This is a genomic window from Aliivibrio sp. 1S128 (assembly GCF_001691065.1).
Taxonomy (GTDB): domain Bacteria; phylum Pseudomonadota; class Gammaproteobacteria; order Enterobacterales; family Vibrionaceae; genus Aliivibrio.
This window is the reverse complement of sequence record NZ_MAJV01000111.1, coordinates 98729-115616: the sequence shown is the minus strand read 5'-3', so window position 1 is coordinate 115616 and position 16888 is coordinate 98729. Positions and strand designations below refer to the sequence as shown.

The window sequence follows — 16888 nt, the reverse complement described above, 5'->3', positions numbered from 1 at the left end:
CCATAAAAATTATTATTACCCTTCTTATATCAATAACAAAATATTATTATTTTAATAAAATTTGATAATTTCACGTAATCAAAATTCTTACCTATACTCTCTTACATCGAAACAACATAACGAATTATTAAAACTTACTTGGAGCGCATTATGAAAATGAATCACGTTGGTATCATGGTTGGCAACATGGATAAAGCTGTTGAGTTCTACACTAAAGCGTTAGGCCTTGAGATTGTAATGGGCAATACAAAAGTGACAGAGGAACGTGAAACCGCAATTGGCCGTATGTGTATTGCTGTTTTTGGTGAAGGCTTTAAAGGTTTTAACATTGCGCATTTATTAACTAAAGATGGCATTGGCTTTGAATTATTTGAAATGAAAGAGCGTCAAGAGCGCCACGAAGTTGATTTCTCTCGCATTGGTATCTTCCATTTTTGTCTTCAAACCGATGACTTTCATGGTGTAATTAAGCGCACAGAAGAATTTGGTGGCAAGGTACGTATGGATATCATGCGTTACCACCCAGAAGATGATAACAATACAAGCCAAATGGTTTACCTAGAAGACCCGTTTGGTAACTTATTTGAGCTTTATTCTCATACATATAAAGAAACATACACTGCCGATTACGAGTAATCGAACTCTAGTAAAAGCGGCATTAAAAAAGGATTGGTAGAAATACCAATCCTTTTTCTATGTGAGCAATTGAATGTTTAATAAGGCATCTATCGCTTAATTTGCAGTAAGTGCAGAATCACAACTTAGCACATTAAGATTATTCGCATCACAGGTACTTCTCTATTGGCAGCAACTGCAAAAATTGAGATTCAAAACGCTCCCATCGCCCTGTTTCTGGCTCATCTTCCCAGCTTTTATCACCGGAATACCAACGAACTTCGCCCTCTTGCAGCTTTAAATGCCAACTGTTCTTTTCATCCATCGCTTTTTCTATATCGCTCGCAAGACGTTCTGCTATTTTTTGATTTTCAATGATTAAAATCGACTCAGTATTCAGATAAGTTGATCGTAAATTGAAGTTAAAAGAGCCGATACTCGCGATACGGTCATCAAAAACGGCAGACTTAGCATGAAGACCATAAGCAAGTGTTGGGGCACATTTAGACACGTCACGGGTCGACTCTTCACATAAGCCTGTTTCTGGTTTTAATTCATATAACTGAATGCCATGTTCAAGCATCTCTTGACGTCGACCAGCATAACCAGAGTGATTGGTCGTCAGATCATTTGAGGCCATTGAGTTAGTTAGCGCTTTTATTTGAACGCCATTATTACTTAACGCCTGCCACTCTTCTAATTGGTTGTCATCAAATATTAAATAAGCCGATTCTAATAAGATCTCTTTATCCGATTCTCGAGCTAATTCGGCCAATTCTTTTGCGGTAGCTTTCGGTTCATTGGTATTGTTTTTATCAACGGGTACTGGGCGATCAAAAACAAAACGCGCATTAACCCAAGTCATTTTACTCATCAAGTCTTTTAAGAATTGATGTGCGATTTTATTGCCCTCAGGTAACGCTGGATAATTTGTGTAAATTGGCGCTGCTATCTCATCCAATACAGGTTGGTCTGGTGATGTTGCCTCACCCAATAAATCAACCGGGTAAGACCAAGTGCTGTCCCAATATTGAATAAAACTGCTTTGAATATCTGCTACCACAGAGCCTGTGACTAACACATCACGGTCACGAAAATTAATGTCATCAGAGAGATCAAAATATTCATCGCCAATATTGCGCCCACCGACAACCGAAAAAACACCATCAACAGTAAATGATTTATTGTGCATACGGCGATTTAGGCGAGAAAAGTCCCCTAAGAAGTTCACCCATTTAGTAACACCACGACGAGTTGGAATTGGGTTAAATACACGGATCTCGACTTGAGGATGTGAGTTCAGCGCAATCAAGAGATCTTCACGCTCGTTTAAGTTAATGTCATCGAGCATAACGCGAACTTTTACACCGCGATCTGCTGCCGCTAATAAACGACTCGCAAGATAATGACCTGATGCGTCTGAGTTCCAGATGTAATATTGGATATCTATGGTGTGTTCGGCGGTTTCAATTAATGCTAATCGCTGAGCAAGTGCAGCCCACCCCGCATCTTGTATCAGGATCGCGCTTGTTTCTTCTGTTAGTTTCTGAGGTTGCGAGGTGTTTTTCAATTCAGATAAGGTACTTGTTAATGGCGTAACTACTGGCTCATTAGCGTGATCAACCTTATCAGGAAGTGAACCACACCCTGAAAGAATAGCGACAAAAAATAGCGTGATATTAATGCGTTGAAGCACAGACATTTATTAAACTTCCTTTTAATTTTTAGTAACCAATCCTGATTATCTCTGCCGTAATATTAGCAAGAAAACAAAGAGTAATCTTATATATTCTGATATGATGCCTTTTTACCTTAACCACTGTGTTTATATCCATGTATACGTTACGTCCTTATCAGCAAGATTCAGTGAAAGCCGTTATTCATTATTTCCGAAAGCACGCCTCTCCGGCCGTGTTAGTGCTACCTACTGGTGCAGGAAAAAGTTTGGTAATTGCGGAACTGGCTCGTATTGCTAAAGGTCGTGTATTGGTACTTGCTCACGTTAAAGAATTGGTTGAACAAAACCATGAAAAATACGAAGGCTATGGTGAAGAAGCCTCTATTTTCTCAGCAGGATTAGGTCGTAAAGAAACCGATAAGAAAGTGGTGTTTGCCTCTGTGCAATCTGTGGTGCGTAATCTTGATTCATTTAAAGATCAGTTTTCATTATTAGTTATTGATGAATGCCACCGAGTCCCTGATAACAAAGACACCAGTTACCGTAAAGTGATTGAACATCTACAAACCCAAAATGCGGGCATTAAGGTGCTTGGTTTAACCGCGACACCTTATCGTTTAGGTATTGGTTGGATTTACCAGTACCACACTCGCGGTCAAGTCAAAACTGACACACCTCGTTTTTTCCGTGATTGCATTTTTGAGTTGCCTATTCAATATTTATTGGATGAGGGCTTTTTAACCCCTGCAAAGCTGCTAGATGCTCCGGTATTGAGTTATGACTTCTCGCAATTAAAACCCGCTTCTACAGGTAAATACAAAGAATCTGAATTGGATTTGGTGATTGAAGAATCTAAACGTGCTACGCCACAAATTGTTCAGCAAATTGTAGCGTACGCAAAAGACAGAAAAGGCGTGATGATCTTTGCTGCCACGGTTCGTCATGCTCAAGAGGTATTGTCATTACTGCCACCAGAGCAATCTGAGTTAGTGGTTGGCGATACCAAAGTGATTGAACGTGATGCTATTATTCAACGCTTCAAGAAACAACAAACCAAGTTTTTAGTTAATGTGTCTGTGTTAACTACGGGATTTGATGCGCCTCATGTTGATCTGATTGCTATTTTACGTCCAACAGAATCGGTCAGTTTGTATCAACAAATCATTGGGCGAGGGCTACGTTTAGCTGAAGGAAAAACAGAATGTACCATTTTGGATTACGCAGGCAATTGCTACGATCTCTATCAACCTGAAGTGGGTGATCCTAAACCTGACAGTAACAGCGAAATCATTACTATTCCCTGCCCTGCTTGCGGTTTTAATAATAACTTCTGGGGTAAATTAGACAGTAATGGCTTTTTACTTGAGCATTTTGGTCGTCGTTGTCAGGGCTATTTTGAAGATGATGAAGGCATTCGTGAAGAGTGTGGTTATCGCTTTAGAGCCAAATATTGTAACGAGTGTGGCGCAGATAATGATATTGCTGCACGTATCTGTCATGAGTGTGATGCGATCTTAGTTGATCCAGATAAAAAGCTAAAAGAAGCGCTCAAATTAAAAGACGCTCGTATTCTCAACTGTATTGATTTGACGCTTACAGCAGGAAAAAACCAATTCGATAAGCCACAAATTAAAGTGACCTATATAGGCGATGATGATTCTGAGTTACACGAAGTGTGGCAAATGGTGACAAAGAAACAAAAGCAGCTCTTTTTAAATAACTTTGTTCGCCCTCATTTGGTAGATAGACATCGTCCATTTGAAGAAACAACCGCAATTAAAATCGCGAATAACCAACACCGTTTTCGTCCACCGAGTTTTGTGATTGCTCGTAAACAAGGTAAGTTTTGGTCTATTCGCGATAAGATCTTTGAAGAGTAATTTGAATTATGATTGGTATTATCTAGAAAATTACCACAGCGAACGATAATTCATGTGACAAGAGCGGCACTGCGAAAAAGCTTTATCAAGTGCGGCTCGTGCGGCTACTTCATCTTGTTCTACTGCGGCTTCGCTGATTAACATAAATTGCTGCGATAGCGTATCAAACTTGCCTTCAAACTCTGCTTTTTGATCCCAGATCTTGGTGCGTGCCCGGCTATTGTCTGCACTGCCTTCTGGGAATAACGTCTTTTGTTCTTCAACCGTTAAATGCGCACTTTGCGCTAACGGCATAATTTTATCCCAATCTAACGTCTCTTCATCAAACGCGTCATCTAACAAATCAGCGGTTGCATCAAGATGCTGAAAATTATTTTGACGAGATTTAATCTCCGTAGAGTAATCTGCCGCAATGACTGAAACAGAAAATAACGCCACTATTCCTATTTTTTTCATACTTGCCTCCATGCAGTTATTTTATTGTTTATGCTTTCATCGTTTTAATTTTACGATAGTTTTTTCACATTAACAAAAACCTCGTAAAAACACACGAAAATAGGTTGTTAGATAAATAATCGAATGGTACTATTCGCGCTCGTTTTTCGAAACGAAAAGTCTGTTAAGTTAGGTCGCTAAGCTTAATGGCATTTTTTTATTTTACTATTTTGAGAGTAAAGACTATGAAATTTGAAGCAGTAGTACGTACTGAACAAGGTAAGGGTGCGAGCCGCCGCCTTCGTCACGCTGGTAAATTCCCTGCAATCGTTTACGGTGGCACAGAAGCTCCAGTATCAATCGAACTAATCCACAGTGATATCATCAACCAAATGGATAAGCCTGAATTTTACGAAGCAATTGAGCTAGTAATCGATGGCGCTACTGTTAAGGTTAAACCGCAAGACGTTCAACGTCACGCGTTTAAGCCTAAAGTTGAGCACATGGACTTCATCCGCATCTAATTCGAGTCTGTTTTACTCTTTTGCATTATGTTATTTCTTTCTTACCAATTGAAATAACAACCCCTTTAAAGCCCTGATATTACCAGTATCGGGGCTTTAATCTATCTGACGCACTCAATTATAAACCCTCCCAATATTCTTCTACTTAAAAACTAAGATCCCCTTCTCATTTTGTATTCTAATTTATAAGACAACAGTAATTGGACAGTGTTTTTTACTTTTTACTGACAATATTGGGGTATTCTCTTCTATACTTCTGTGTATTAAAAAAAGCTAAACTTCATAAACCAGTTAGGAGTTAAAATGAAAAAATTATTAGTGGCTGTATCTCTACCTGTATTAATGGCTGCATGTGCAAGCAATGGCGATAATCTAATGGCTGACGCTCAAGTTTCAGCGGATATGCTTCAGCACCACAATTGGCAGTTAACGCAAGTTGATGGTAAAGATGTTGTTTCTGAAGAAAAAGTAGAAGTACCTCGTCTTGAAATTGGCGAAAAAATGACAGCTAACGGTAACGCTGGTTGTAATAACTTCTTTGGCCAAGGTGAGCTAAACAAAGAAGGTCAATTCCGCATTGAAAAAATGGGAATGACAATGAAAATGTGTATGGGCGATGCAATGACGACTGAACAAGCCGTATCAAGCACTCTATCTACATGGAGCGACATTACGCTTACTAAAGAAAACTTGATCCTTAAAGGTCAAGATCACGAGTTAACATTTACACTGCGTGATTGGGTAAACTAATCAATCCTGCATAATTATCTATCTTTGTTATCACTTAAACACAAGATACAAAAAAACCGGTGAATTCCCTTCACCGGTTTTTTATTATCTGTCTCTTTTAATTGCTTTTGAGTATCAATTTAGGATTGTTTTTCTGTCCAGCGCTTAAATATCAGCGAAGTATTAATCCCACCAAAAGCAAAGTTATTGCTCATGATATAATTACAATCAATCTCGCGACCTGTGCCTGTAATGTAATCAAGCTTGCCACAACGCTCATCAACCTTATTTAAATTTAAGGTTGGACTAAACCAATTGTTACGCATCATCTCTATCGATAACCACGCCTCAATCGCGCCACAAGCACCCAGTGTATGACCAAAGTAAGACTTTAATGAACTGATTGGCATTGATGAGCCAAACACATTTTCTGTTGCTGTGCTCTCTGCAATATCTCCACGCTCTGTTGCTGTTCCATGCGCTGATACATAACCAATTTGTTCAGGAGATAAATTAGCATCTTGTAGTGACATTTCCATACACAGTTGCATGGTTTCCATTTGAGGTTGCGTCACATGAGCTGCATCACAATTACTTGCAAAGCCAATTAGTTCTGCATAAATCGTCGCACCACGTGCTTTTGCATGTTCATACTCTTCAAGCACTAATACACCTGCACCTTCACCAATAACGAGGCCATCTCGATCTTGATCGTATGGACTTGGTGATGTTTTAGGCGCATCATTTTTTAAGCTCGTTGCGAACAATGTATCAAAAACAGCCGATTCAGTAGGGCAAAGCTCTTCTGCACCACCGGCAACCATTACGGTTTGATAACCGTGTTTAATCGCTTCATACGCGTAACCAATCGCTTGGCTACCTGAAGTACACGCACTGCTTGTTGGGATAACACGACCACGTAAACCAAAGAATAACCCAACGTTTACAGCGGCGGTATGAGGCATCATTTTTACATAAGTCGTTGCGGTTATTGCTTTGGTACTTTTTTCACTCAACATGATACCAAACGCGCCAACCGCATCAGTAGATCCTGTTGATGAACCAAAGGCGATACCTGTTTGACCATTGGTAAGTATATCATTACCAATCAAGCCACTTTGCTCTAATGCTTGTTCTGACGCAACCGTTGATAGTAATGAAACACGCCCCATTGAACGGATTTTCTTACGGGTATAATGCGTTGGTAATGTAAAATCATTAATCGGTGCAGCAAGCTTAGTATTAAGGCCATCATAAACTTCAAAGCTTGGCATATATTGCGTTGCATTTTCACACTTACGAAGGTTTTCACCGACGGTGTCCCAATCGCTGCCTAAGGCTGTCACGCCTGACATACCCGTAACCACAACACGACGAATCATACTAAACCACCATTAATAGAAATAACTTGACGAGTCACATAGCCCGCAACATCTGACATTAAGTAACTCACAAGCCCTGCAACTTCTGCTGGATCACCCATGCGACGTAGTGGTACTTGTGGTAATGCATGTTCTTTTACATGTTCATCAACCATACCTGTATCTATCAAACCTGGAGCGACACAGTTAACGGTAATTTTTCGCTTCGCTAATTCTAACGCTAACGATTTAGTCGCACCAATAACACCCGCTTTAGCCGCGCTGTAGTTGGTTTGTCCACGGTTGCCTACAATGCCAGAGACTGACGCTAATGTCACAATACGGCCGCCTTTACGCAGCTGAACCATCGGCATAACACAAGGGTGAAGCACATTGTAGAAACTATCAAGGTTGGTATGAATTACGCCATCCCACTCTTCTTCTGTCATCGCTGGGAATGCAGTATCACGAGTAATTCCGGCGTTGCTCACTACACCATAATAAGCACCATGTGCTTCGATGTCGTTTTCTAATTTCTCTTTACATTGTGCGCGATTACTAATATCAAATTGAATTAATCGGCCTGAACCGCCATTCTCTTTAATCGTCGCTAATGTTTGTTCGGCTCCAGCTTTATCACTCATATAGTGAACAATCACAAAGAAACCATCTTTTGCTAACTGTTCTGAAATTGCGCGACCAATCCCCTTACTGGCTCCGGTCACTAATACTTGTCTCATCATGATTCCCTCTACTGCTTGTCTTGCTTAGGAGCTAAAAGCTCTTCTAATTTTTCTTCTGTTGGCACAAATACATTTAATTGGCTTGACGCTATTTGTTGACCATTACATTCAATATAACAACTGAATACCGCCATGCCATTATTCTCTAAGATTTGCTCTGCAAAAATGTCGAGTGTGTCGCCTTGCTGAAATTCACTGCACTCTGCTTGGTATTTTCGGCTGCCAAGTAAGAAACCTATTGGTGGTTTATTCCCTTTTTCCCATGCATGGAAGCCTGACCAGCCAGCAATACTTTGAGCCATAAACTCAATACCAATCCATGCGGGAATAGATTTTGTTTCATGGTTAAAGAAAATATTTTGCTCATTAATCGTTACTTGGCAGTGAATAGATAATTCTTGAACATCAATAAGCCTATCGACTAATGCTAAAGGCATATCATGAGGTAAAAGATCGATTAAATCAGGAATAGTTCTCATGATTGATATCCAAAAATTAAGCTGATGTTATTGCCACCAAAAGCAAATGAATTACTAATGATGGCTTTTTTTTCTAAGGTTTGATTGGTCACAAGATTAATATCGGCTAACTCACTGTCTTTTTCACCATCATTAATTTGCACTGGTAAAGGTAAATTAAACGTTAGAATATGCCAAGCGATAGAGGCTTCGATAATACCAGCGGCACCTAAAGTATGCCCTGTTAATGGTTTAGTGGAACTGATCGGAGTATCGCTACCAAAAACAGCATTAACGGCTTTTGATTCCATCGCATCATTTAACGGGGTTGCTGTACCATGTGCATTAATGTAGCCAATCTCAGAAGCATCAAGGCCTGCATCTTTTAGAGCCTTATTCATCGATTCAATCGCCCCTTTTCCTTCTGGCTGTGGCGCTGAGATATGGTGAGCATCAGAGCTATCACCCGCGCCAAGTAACGCAATTGGATTATCGGAGTCTTTTGAGTCTGCACTTAACAACATATACGCACTGGCTTCGCCAATATTAATCCCTTTACGATTAGGACTGAACGGTAAGCAATGTTCATTTGATAGCGCTTCTAGGCTATTAAAACCATTAAGAGTTAGCTTACATAAAGAGTCTGTACCACCAACAATAACGGCATCAACAAGGCCTGATTTCAACAATCGCTTCGCGGATAAAAACACTCTGCCACTTGATGAGCATGCCGTTGAAATTGCATACGTTGGGCCTGACACTTTTAAGTAATCGGCAATAAATTCCGCAGGGTTTCCTAGCTCTTGCTTACTATAGTGGTAATCAACGGGGAAAATACCTGAATTTAATTTCTCACTCAGTGCGATTTCCCCATCAGATATCCCTGAAGTACTCGTCCCTACAACAACCGCAATACGATCTGCTCCGTATTTTGTTTTTGCCTCTTCGATTTTAGGCTCTATTTGCTGTAGCGCGGAAAGCACTAATTGATTATTTCGAGTATTAAATGCAGATAAACGCGGTGGTACTGCAGGCAATTCACCTTCAACCTTACCAACAACGGTCGATTTACCATCGTTTAACCACCCACCCTCAGCTCTCATTGATGATTTTTTATTTCCACTGAGGGATTGATGAATATCACTTATCTCTTTACCTAATGCTGAATGCGAACCACAGGCATGAATATATACAGGAAAGTCACTCATTTTATTTATCCATTATTCGTTGAGTTTACGCTTCTGATGAATGTGAAAACGTTTTAATTGTAATGACATAACCTAAATGAGGGCTGGTTAAGAGAATATCACCATCAAATTTATTGGTGATTGAATCATAACGAATATCTAATACTGTTTTACCTGATTCATCAACCAACACCCTATGATTATCGCTCTCACTCAACGTCCAACCAATATTATCTAATGATGCCTGCCAAGCTTCCATCGGCCATAGGGTGATCATGACATTAAATAATACTTGCTCTGGTGGAGGTAATGTATCGGAAAGCCCTGCCATAACATACGTATCTAGTGTTAAACCATCGTAATCTAAACTCAGTAATCGAGAACCCCATGAGGCAAATCCTGCGAGAACAAGATCATTACCCGTTAGTTGCAATTGAACTGGTAACTGCTGTTTATTCCCTTGAAACTCTACCGAAATTAATTGGCTCAATGATAAATCACTGCCATATTGTGCCGGTTGAGGAAGCGTAATAAATTTACCCTGAGCAACCTCAACTTGATTGGCTAGCTTAATCGGTTTTGATGTACATCCCATGACGATAAACGACAAAATAAAGATGCAAAAATAACGTAATGTTAATGGCTGACTCTTCATTATTTGTCTCCTTTATGATGTGAATTATACTTAGGTAGTTGACTTAATGGGGCTAATAACCAAGCCACAATAATACCTGTTAACACTGTAATACCAAAACTGTGAATAGCCTGAGTTTCGCTTAGGGCTAATAACCCAAAGGAAAGTATCGTGGTTAAAGCAGATAATGAAATCGCGAGTAACGTGCTCTCTTTATGTGAATGGTCACTTTGTTTATTCTGCTCTGCAAAGAAAAGGGTGTAATCAATCCCTATTCCTAGTATCAACATCAAGGCCAATAAGTTGAACAGATTTAATGGTACGCCTGTTAATACCGTAACCGAAAGCCCCGCACAACCCGCTATAAATGGAGGCAATACAATTAAGAACGCTTGTTTCAGCTTATAACGAGGCAGAAGCAGCAAAAATATCGCAGCATAAGCCATCAATAACAGATCAGTGATTCGTTGGCGGTATTGAGCAAACAGGGTCGAAATCTCTTCTGCTTTATTGAGATAAGTGGCTCCATTATCTTGAGCAAACTCACTTAACTCGGCGCTATCAACTTCTTGATTAAACGTAATAACCGATGCGAATACGTTATCAATTTTCCCAAGCCACAAGAAACCTACTGTCTCTGAGATTGGGGATGCTAAAAAACCATCAACGGTCAGCGGATGGTATGGCTGCAATTGAGACAAAGCGTGCTTTTGTTGTATTACTTTTTGATAAGTACTCGCTTGATCTCTATATAACTTATCAACCAATTGGTAATTTTCTTGCTGTGTTTTTTGCGAAGGCACGTAGCGGGTAATGGATTGAAAACCACCAAACCCCTTACCTTGCTCTAATTCATTTGAGATTGACTCTAATTTCTGTAATAACCCCTCTTCAGAGCTATCTCGTACTAGCAATAATTGTTGAGAGCCGCCAGCGCCTGTAATGCTTTTTATCTCTCTTTCTTGTTGCTGAAGCGCTTGTGGTAAGGCTTGAAGCTGACGAATGTCATCATCGTACTTAGCTTGTGTTACCCCAAATACAGCGGCAACTAATAAGCTTAACGGCACCACCAACCGGATCAACGGTTGTTGCCATACAAGTAACCATTGACTTAATGCTCGTTGAGCAGGAATAACATGATATTTACTTGGTTTGCTTGCAAGTAACGGATACCAGCACACGACCGTAAAGTAGGCGGCAGTTAATCCAATGGCTGAGAATAACGATAATTGTTGTAAACCTGGAAATGGCGCTATCAACATACCTAAATAACCAATTAAGCTTGTGATTAGCCCTAGAGTAATTGCTGGAAAAAGTTGTTTTATACCCTCAACTGAATTCCATTTTGTGCCGGCATTTAGACGATCAGTTAAGAAATGAAAAGCATAATCAATAGAGACGCCTATCAAGCTGGCACCAAATACCAAACTGAATAGATGAATCGATCCAAACAAGGCAATAGTTAACACATAAGCGCAGAATAAGCCTGTCGTTATAGACAATAAGGCCAGCGCTAATGGCATGGCACTTCGATACACAACAAGCACTAAAACAAGAATACCGATCAGAGAACCAAGTCCAATCGTACTTATCTCTCCTTTCGCACTTTCTGTGCCATGAGCAGCATAGAAAATTACGCCAGTGTGCTGAACATCAACAGAGAATTGCTTCTGTATGCTTTGCTCTAATGCTATTAAATCAGGCAATTGCTGCTGTAAAGAAAGTTGGTAAGATGATCCTGAAAGATCGGCGGTAATCACGATGTATTTATGATCATCAACCGTTGCGGTGAGGTAACCATTTTCTATTTTAATATTGCCGGAGCTTTTTGTTAAACCTGACAAGTAGTCCCTAAATAATAGGAATGGATCATTTTCTAATTCAACCCCTGTTACACCAGAGAAAGGGTTATACAGTGCCTGCAATACTTGTTGTACTTGTTGCTCTGGTGCTGAGATTAATTGCTGCTGTTGTCTTTTCGTTAATAGCTGAGCACGAGCTGGAAAGTAATATTGTCCCCACGCTTGCTGTTGGTCTTTGCTCACTGTTGCTGTAACTGAATCAAACAAAGGCAGTTCTTTTAAGGCAATACTAAATTGATCAACGGCATTGATAAGCTTTTTATTGTCATTCTCCGTTTGGCGAACAACGAACACCACTTTATCACTCATGGTATTTGCTATGGTATCAAAGGCTTGCTGGGCAACCTTATCTTGTTGATTATCAGGCAGTAGCGCTAATATGTTGGTTTCTACAGGGAGAACGCCCTTTGTATTAGCTTGATAAGCAAAAAGACCGATTAACCCTATGATTATCAATAACCAACTTAAAGCAAACTGTCGAAGCTTGAACCAGTTAGAAGGTAAATGCACGTAACTCTTCTTTTGTTAATGTAATTGGTTTGGTTGACTGCTTAGTAAACAGCATTTCGGTTACGTCACCACGAACTTCACTTAACACTACGCGATTTAAGTAAGTGCCACCTTCGATCTTGATCGATTTAAACACGCTATCAATCGGTGATGTGGTTGGTGTTAATAACAACGTCCATGCTTCTTTCTCACCCGATAACGTTAAGATAAAGTTTTCCTTAATCGCATCAGTATCGCCCTTAAATAACGAAAGGAATAATCGCGTAAAGTAGAATGCCATTGGATTTTGAGTATCATTCATCACTTGGGCTTCACCATTTATTAACTGACGAAGTTTATTTTGCGTTAGCGTCAGCGTAATTGGAAATGGCTTAGTTTGTTGCCATAACAACCCTTGTTCATGATCCAACAGAAAAGACCCTGATGTTAATAGCGGTTGGCTAAACATTTGCATGGTTCTAACTTGCTGAAAGTCTCCTCGCACTAACGTTGACTGAGCGAGTTGTTGCTGTAAGTCATTTACACCAAAAGCAAAACTATTCGCACTGAATAAGACGCTTAATGACAATAACAAGGTTGAGATATATCGTTTGATACTATGCATTCAGGTAAGCCTCTACTTTATCGGTAAATGCTTTAGGTGATACAAAGCACATTTCGTCGTTTTCCATTTCAACAGCAACCTGCATCGTATGCCCTCTTGTCATTCTGGCACCAGATTCAGCATCATAAATAACATAATCTACACGCATACGATTTTCCCACTCGGTCAGTGTTGCCACTACTCGAATGGTATGGTCATAACGTATAGATTTAGTGTATCGCACGCCAACATCAATGATTGGCCAGAGATAACCAGAGTCAACCATATCATTATAACTATATCCGATTTTTTTTAGCATCTCGTGGCGAGCGGTTTCGAAAAATCGGAAATAGTTTCCGTGGTAAATGATGCCCATTGGATCCGCATCTTGAAAAGCAGTTGTGATCAACACGTCTGAACTCAGAACGTTCAATTTAGATGATCCATCAGCATTAATCACAGTGTTTGACATTAATATAGCGTCCAATGTTGTTGTTGAATTTTATTAATAAAATTACGTAGGTCTTGCTCTAGTGGGCGATCTTCGTTCACAAATTCAAACTCAGACAATACCGCATCACGCATGGTTTTTAACTCAACGCTCAGTTCGTTATCACTTAGTTCACCTTGTCTTTCACGCAATACTAACGCTTGAGTTGCTGCTAATAGAGACGCTGAAGTGACTTGTTCGGTTAACTGAAGAACACGCAAACAATCACGTGAAGCTATAGTTCCCATGCTCACTTTATCTTGGTTATGACACTCTGTTGAACGAGAGAATACGCTTGCTGGCATCGTGCCTTTGAGTGCTTCTGCTGTCCACGCTGAAATACCAATTTGAACCGCTTTAAAGCCATGGTTAATTGGTTTACGTGCGCCTGTTGCCCCAGTTAGGTTAAATGGTAGGCCGTTATTGAACTTATAATCCATTAACTGTGCCATTTGACGATCCAATAAATCCGCAATGTTTGCCACAGCCGTTTTTAGCATGTCCATCGCCATCGCAATATGGCCACCATAGAAATGACCGCCATGAAGAACACGCTCATTATCACCATCAATAATTGGATTATCGTTAGCGCTGTTCAGTTCGTTCTCAATCATTTGACGTAAGAACGGTAGGCTATCTTGAAGAACACCAATGACGTGAGGAGCACAACGTAAAGAGTATCGGTCTTGCAGACGATCACTGTTTCTTGGTGGCGTTTCATTGTGTAAATCAGAACGCAACCATGACGCAATTTGTTGCTGGCCTGGGTGCGGTTTTACCGCAAATAATGCTTCATCAAAATGGAAGTCATTGCCTTGCATGCCAACAGATACCATTGCGGTGATCTTCGTTGCCATTTGTGCTAAGTATTCTGCACGTTTATACGCTAAACACGCCAATGCCGTCATTACTGATGTACCATTCATTAACGCTAAACCTTCTTTTGGTTTTAGCTTAATCGGTGTGATGTTTAGCTCTTTAAACACATCAGCGGTTGCGCGGACTTCACCTTTATAGATCACTTCACGCTCACCAATAAGAGTGGCTGCAAGGTAAGAAAGCGGTGTTAAGTCACCACTTGCGCCCACTGAACCTTCTTGAGGAATACGCGGTGAAATTCCGTGATTAATTAGGGTAACAATTTGATTTAACAAATCGTGAGTAACGCCAGAAACCCCTTGAGATAAAGAACACAAACGAGTGGCTAATACCGCACGAGATTGTTGTTCATCTAAGTTTTCACCTAAACCACAGCCATGAAAACGAGTTAAATGTAATGGCAGTTCATCCACTAAATCCATTGGAATAGCGACAGTACAAGAATCACCGTACCCTGTTGTTACTCCATAGATCACGCCTTCTTCTTTTAAAAGACGTTCTAGGAATTCAACACCACGGTCAATTTTTGCAATGAATTCATCAGCATTATTAAGTTGTGCGTCTGCACCGTTTGCAATTTCAACAACGTCTTCAATCGTCAGACGTCCCTTGCCAAATATAATTGAATTAGTTGTCATCTTTCTTTCCAGTTAGCTGCCAAAAATTAAAAAAGTTATACCATTGCGATGGTGCTTTCAGTGTAAAATGCTCTAAACGTCGAGCATAGTTTTGCACGACTTCCTGTAAAGCCTCTTCTCGTTGTCCACGAGGTAATATAATTTGTTCTGAAAACGGTTCAAAATACACATCAAAACGTGACTCTTTTTGTGTATCGTCACGCAGACCAAACATTAAATAAACAGGCTGCTTTAAAATAGAAGCCAACATAAATGGCCCTTGTGGGAATGGCGCTGGTTTTCCTAAGAAATCAGCCCAAATAACACGATCTTCTTTGGTTACCGAGGTACGGTCTCCTACGATGACAATCCACTCTCCCGCATCTATCTTTTGTTGTAATAAAATAGCGGTATCTGGCCCCATTTTACTGACTTGAATCACATTAACATCAGATTGAGGGTTAACCGTTTTCATTACTGCATTAAAACGCTCTGCGTGCTCAGTAAATACCAGTGCATTTATTTTAAGGTCCTTATGTCGTCGACTTAAAGCACGACATAACTCTAAATTACCCAAATGAGAACCTAGCATTACGATGCCTTTTTCTCGTTTGGATAACGCTTCATAATGCTCAGTACCATGCACTATTAAGTTTTTCTCAGAAAAATCACCACGCCATGCTGCTAATTTATCTAACATGGTTTCACCAAATGAAACTAAGTGACGGTATGACGATAGTTTCTCAGGCAACGTAATGTTTTTTACTCTAGCATAGGCATTTACTTGTTGAATAAAATCATCAGACGCTTGTTTTACCGGACCACCACGTAAGTAGTAATACGCCATAACTGGCTTTAATAATAATGAGAAAACACCACGCCCAAATGTTGAATAGATCCAAAGCAGGAATTGAATACCTAAAATCGTGCCACGCTCTGCATGAGACGACCAATGATCATCTTGCATTGGTTTTCGTTTTAATAATGGTCGGATCCGTAGCAACATGCCAAAAAATAGCTTCGTGTGCATCCAACTAATTTTGACGTTATCCCATAAAGCATCAAAATGAGAAATGCCATCTTCTGGGTAAATAACGCGAGTATTGATAAATCGGATATCCGTGTCATTCCAGTACATACGAACCATGATTTCGGTATCAAAATCCATTCTACGTCCTAAGACCGCACGTTCCAGAACGCTAATAGTTGGACCTATTGGATAAGAACGAAAACCACACATACTGTCTTTAATCGCAAAAGAAAGCGTCTCTATCCATACCCAAACATGAGTCACATATCGGCCATATAGGCGTGATTTAGGCACACTTTCATCATAAACAGGTTGGCCTGAAATTAAGGCCGCAGGGTGGATTTGTGATTCTTTAATTAACTTAGGTAGCGCATTGAGATCATGCTGGCCATCGGCATCAATTTGAATTGCATGACTAAAACTTTGTTGATAGGCCGCTTCAATACCAGCGATAACCGCCCCGCCTTTACCTTGGTTTTGAGCCAATGTAATTAACGTTATATCGCTATTATTCGCTGCAATATCAATGAGTATTTGTTGCGTTTCCATTTCGCTACCGTCGTCTACTATTAGCATTGGGTAACCAAAAGCTAATAACGATTCAACAACCGCGGGGACAGTTTTTCCATGGTTATAACAAGGAATAAGAAAACAAGGACGGAAGGTAGTCATA

Annotated in this window: 16 protein-coding genes; 4 read left to right on the top strand and 12 right to left on the bottom strand. The window is 40.1% G+C overall.

Annotation, left to right across the window (positions count from 1 at the left end):
• Positions 1-150 precede the first annotated feature (150 nt).
• Positions 151-636 carry a VOC family protein gene (locus A6E03_RS16185; RefSeq protein WP_045101602.1) on the top strand — a complete coding sequence of 162 codons (486 nt, stop codon included), beginning with the start codon at positions 151-153 and terminating at the stop codon, positions 634-636.
• 148 nt (positions 637-784) lie between these two features.
• Here A6E03_RS16185 and A6E03_RS16180 read toward each other — a convergent pair whose 3' ends face one another.
• Positions 785-2317 carry a phospholipase D family protein gene (locus A6E03_RS16180; protein ID WP_065601274.1) on the bottom strand — a complete coding sequence of 511 codons (1533 nt, stop codon included), beginning with the start codon at positions 2315-2317 and terminating at the stop codon, positions 785-787.
• Positions 2318-2448: 131 nt separating this feature from the next.
• Between A6E03_RS16180 and A6E03_RS16175 the strand changes: the two genes are divergently transcribed.
• Positions 2449-4173: a DEAD/DEAH box helicase gene (locus A6E03_RS16175; protein ID WP_065601273.1), complete on the top strand. Its 1725-nt coding sequence runs from the start codon at positions 2449-2451 to the stop codon at positions 4171-4173.
• A 30-nt stretch (positions 4174-4203) separates the two neighbouring features.
• Here the strand turns inward: A6E03_RS16175 and A6E03_RS16170 are convergent, their stop codons facing one another.
• Complete coding sequence (locus A6E03_RS16170) at positions 4204-4629, bottom strand: cytochrome c (RefSeq protein ID WP_065591480.1); 426 nt, start codon at positions 4627-4629, stop codon at positions 4204-4206.
• 224 nt (positions 4630-4853) lie between these two features.
• On the opposite strand from A6E03_RS16170, the gene rplY reads away from it, so the two are divergent.
• Complete coding sequence (rplY, locus tag A6E03_RS16165; RefSeq protein ID WP_060990479.1) at positions 4854-5132, top strand: 50S ribosomal protein L25; 279 nt, start codon at positions 4854-4856, stop codon at positions 5130-5132.
• A gap of 303 nt (positions 5133-5435) precedes the next feature.
• Positions 5436-5882, top strand: coding sequence for an META domain-containing protein (locus tag A6E03_RS16160; RefSeq protein ID WP_065601272.1), 447 nt, complete (start codon positions 5436-5438; stop codon positions 5880-5882).
• A 119-nt stretch (positions 5883-6001) separates the two neighbouring features.
• Here A6E03_RS16160 and A6E03_RS16155 read toward each other — a convergent pair whose 3' ends face one another.
• Genes A6E03_RS16155 through A6E03_RS16110 form a run of 10 tightly spaced genes read right to left on the bottom strand, consistent with a single transcriptional unit; the run spans position 6002 to position 16887 of the window.
• Positions 6002-7243, bottom strand: coding sequence for a beta-ketoacyl-ACP synthase (locus tag A6E03_RS16155; RefSeq protein WP_065601271.1), 1242 nt, complete (start codon positions 7241-7243; stop codon positions 6002-6004).
• Complete coding sequence (locus A6E03_RS16150; protein ID WP_065601270.1) at positions 7240-7965, bottom strand: 3-ketoacyl-ACP reductase FabG2; 726 nt, start codon at positions 7963-7965, stop codon at positions 7240-7242. The genes A6E03_RS16155 and A6E03_RS16150 overlap by 4 nt, the downstream gene beginning before the upstream one ends.
• Positions 7966-7973: 8 nt before the next feature.
• Positions 7974-8444 (bottom strand): hotdog family protein, encoded by a 471-nt coding sequence (locus A6E03_RS16145; RefSeq protein WP_065601269.1) that lies wholly within the window; start codon positions 8442-8444, stop codon positions 7974-7976.
• Positions 8441-9631, bottom strand: coding sequence for a beta-ketoacyl-[acyl-carrier-protein] synthase family protein (locus tag A6E03_RS16140; RefSeq protein WP_065601268.1), 1191 nt, complete (start codon positions 9629-9631; stop codon positions 8441-8443). Before A6E03_RS16140 ends, A6E03_RS16145 begins: the two co-directional genes overlap by 4 nt.
• A 25-nt stretch (positions 9632-9656) precedes the next feature.
• Positions 9657-10265, bottom strand: a complete 609-nt coding sequence (locus A6E03_RS16135) for a DUF3261 domain-containing protein (RefSeq protein WP_065601267.1) — start codon at positions 10263-10265, stop codon at positions 9657-9659.
• Positions 10265-12616, bottom strand: a complete 2352-nt coding sequence (locus tag A6E03_RS16130) for an MMPL family transporter (RefSeq protein WP_065601266.1) — start codon at positions 12614-12616, stop codon at positions 10265-10267. Before A6E03_RS16130 ends, A6E03_RS16135 begins: the two co-directional genes overlap by 1 nt.
• Entirely contained in the window at positions 12600-13220 is a 621-nt protein-coding gene (locus A6E03_RS16125) for an outer membrane lipoprotein carrier protein LolA (protein WP_065601265.1), read from the bottom strand. Before A6E03_RS16125 ends, A6E03_RS16130 begins: the two co-directional genes overlap by 17 nt.
• The gene (locus A6E03_RS16120) at positions 13213-13671 is read right to left on the bottom strand and encodes a thioesterase family protein (RefSeq protein WP_065601264.1); all 459 of its coding nucleotides are present in this window, start codon (positions 13669-13671) and stop codon (positions 13213-13215) included. Before A6E03_RS16120 ends, A6E03_RS16125 begins: the two co-directional genes overlap by 8 nt.
• Positions 13671-15206, bottom strand: coding sequence for a histidine ammonia-lyase (gene hutH, locus A6E03_RS16115; RefSeq protein WP_065601263.1), 1536 nt, complete (start codon positions 15204-15206; stop codon positions 13671-13673). Before hutH ends, A6E03_RS16120 begins: the two co-directional genes overlap by 1 nt.
• Positions 15196-16887, bottom strand: a complete 1692-nt coding sequence (locus A6E03_RS16110; protein WP_065601262.1) for a glycosyltransferase — start codon at positions 16885-16887, stop codon at positions 15196-15198. The genes hutH and A6E03_RS16110 overlap by 11 nt, the downstream gene beginning before the upstream one ends.
• Position 16888: the final 1 nt, after the last annotated feature.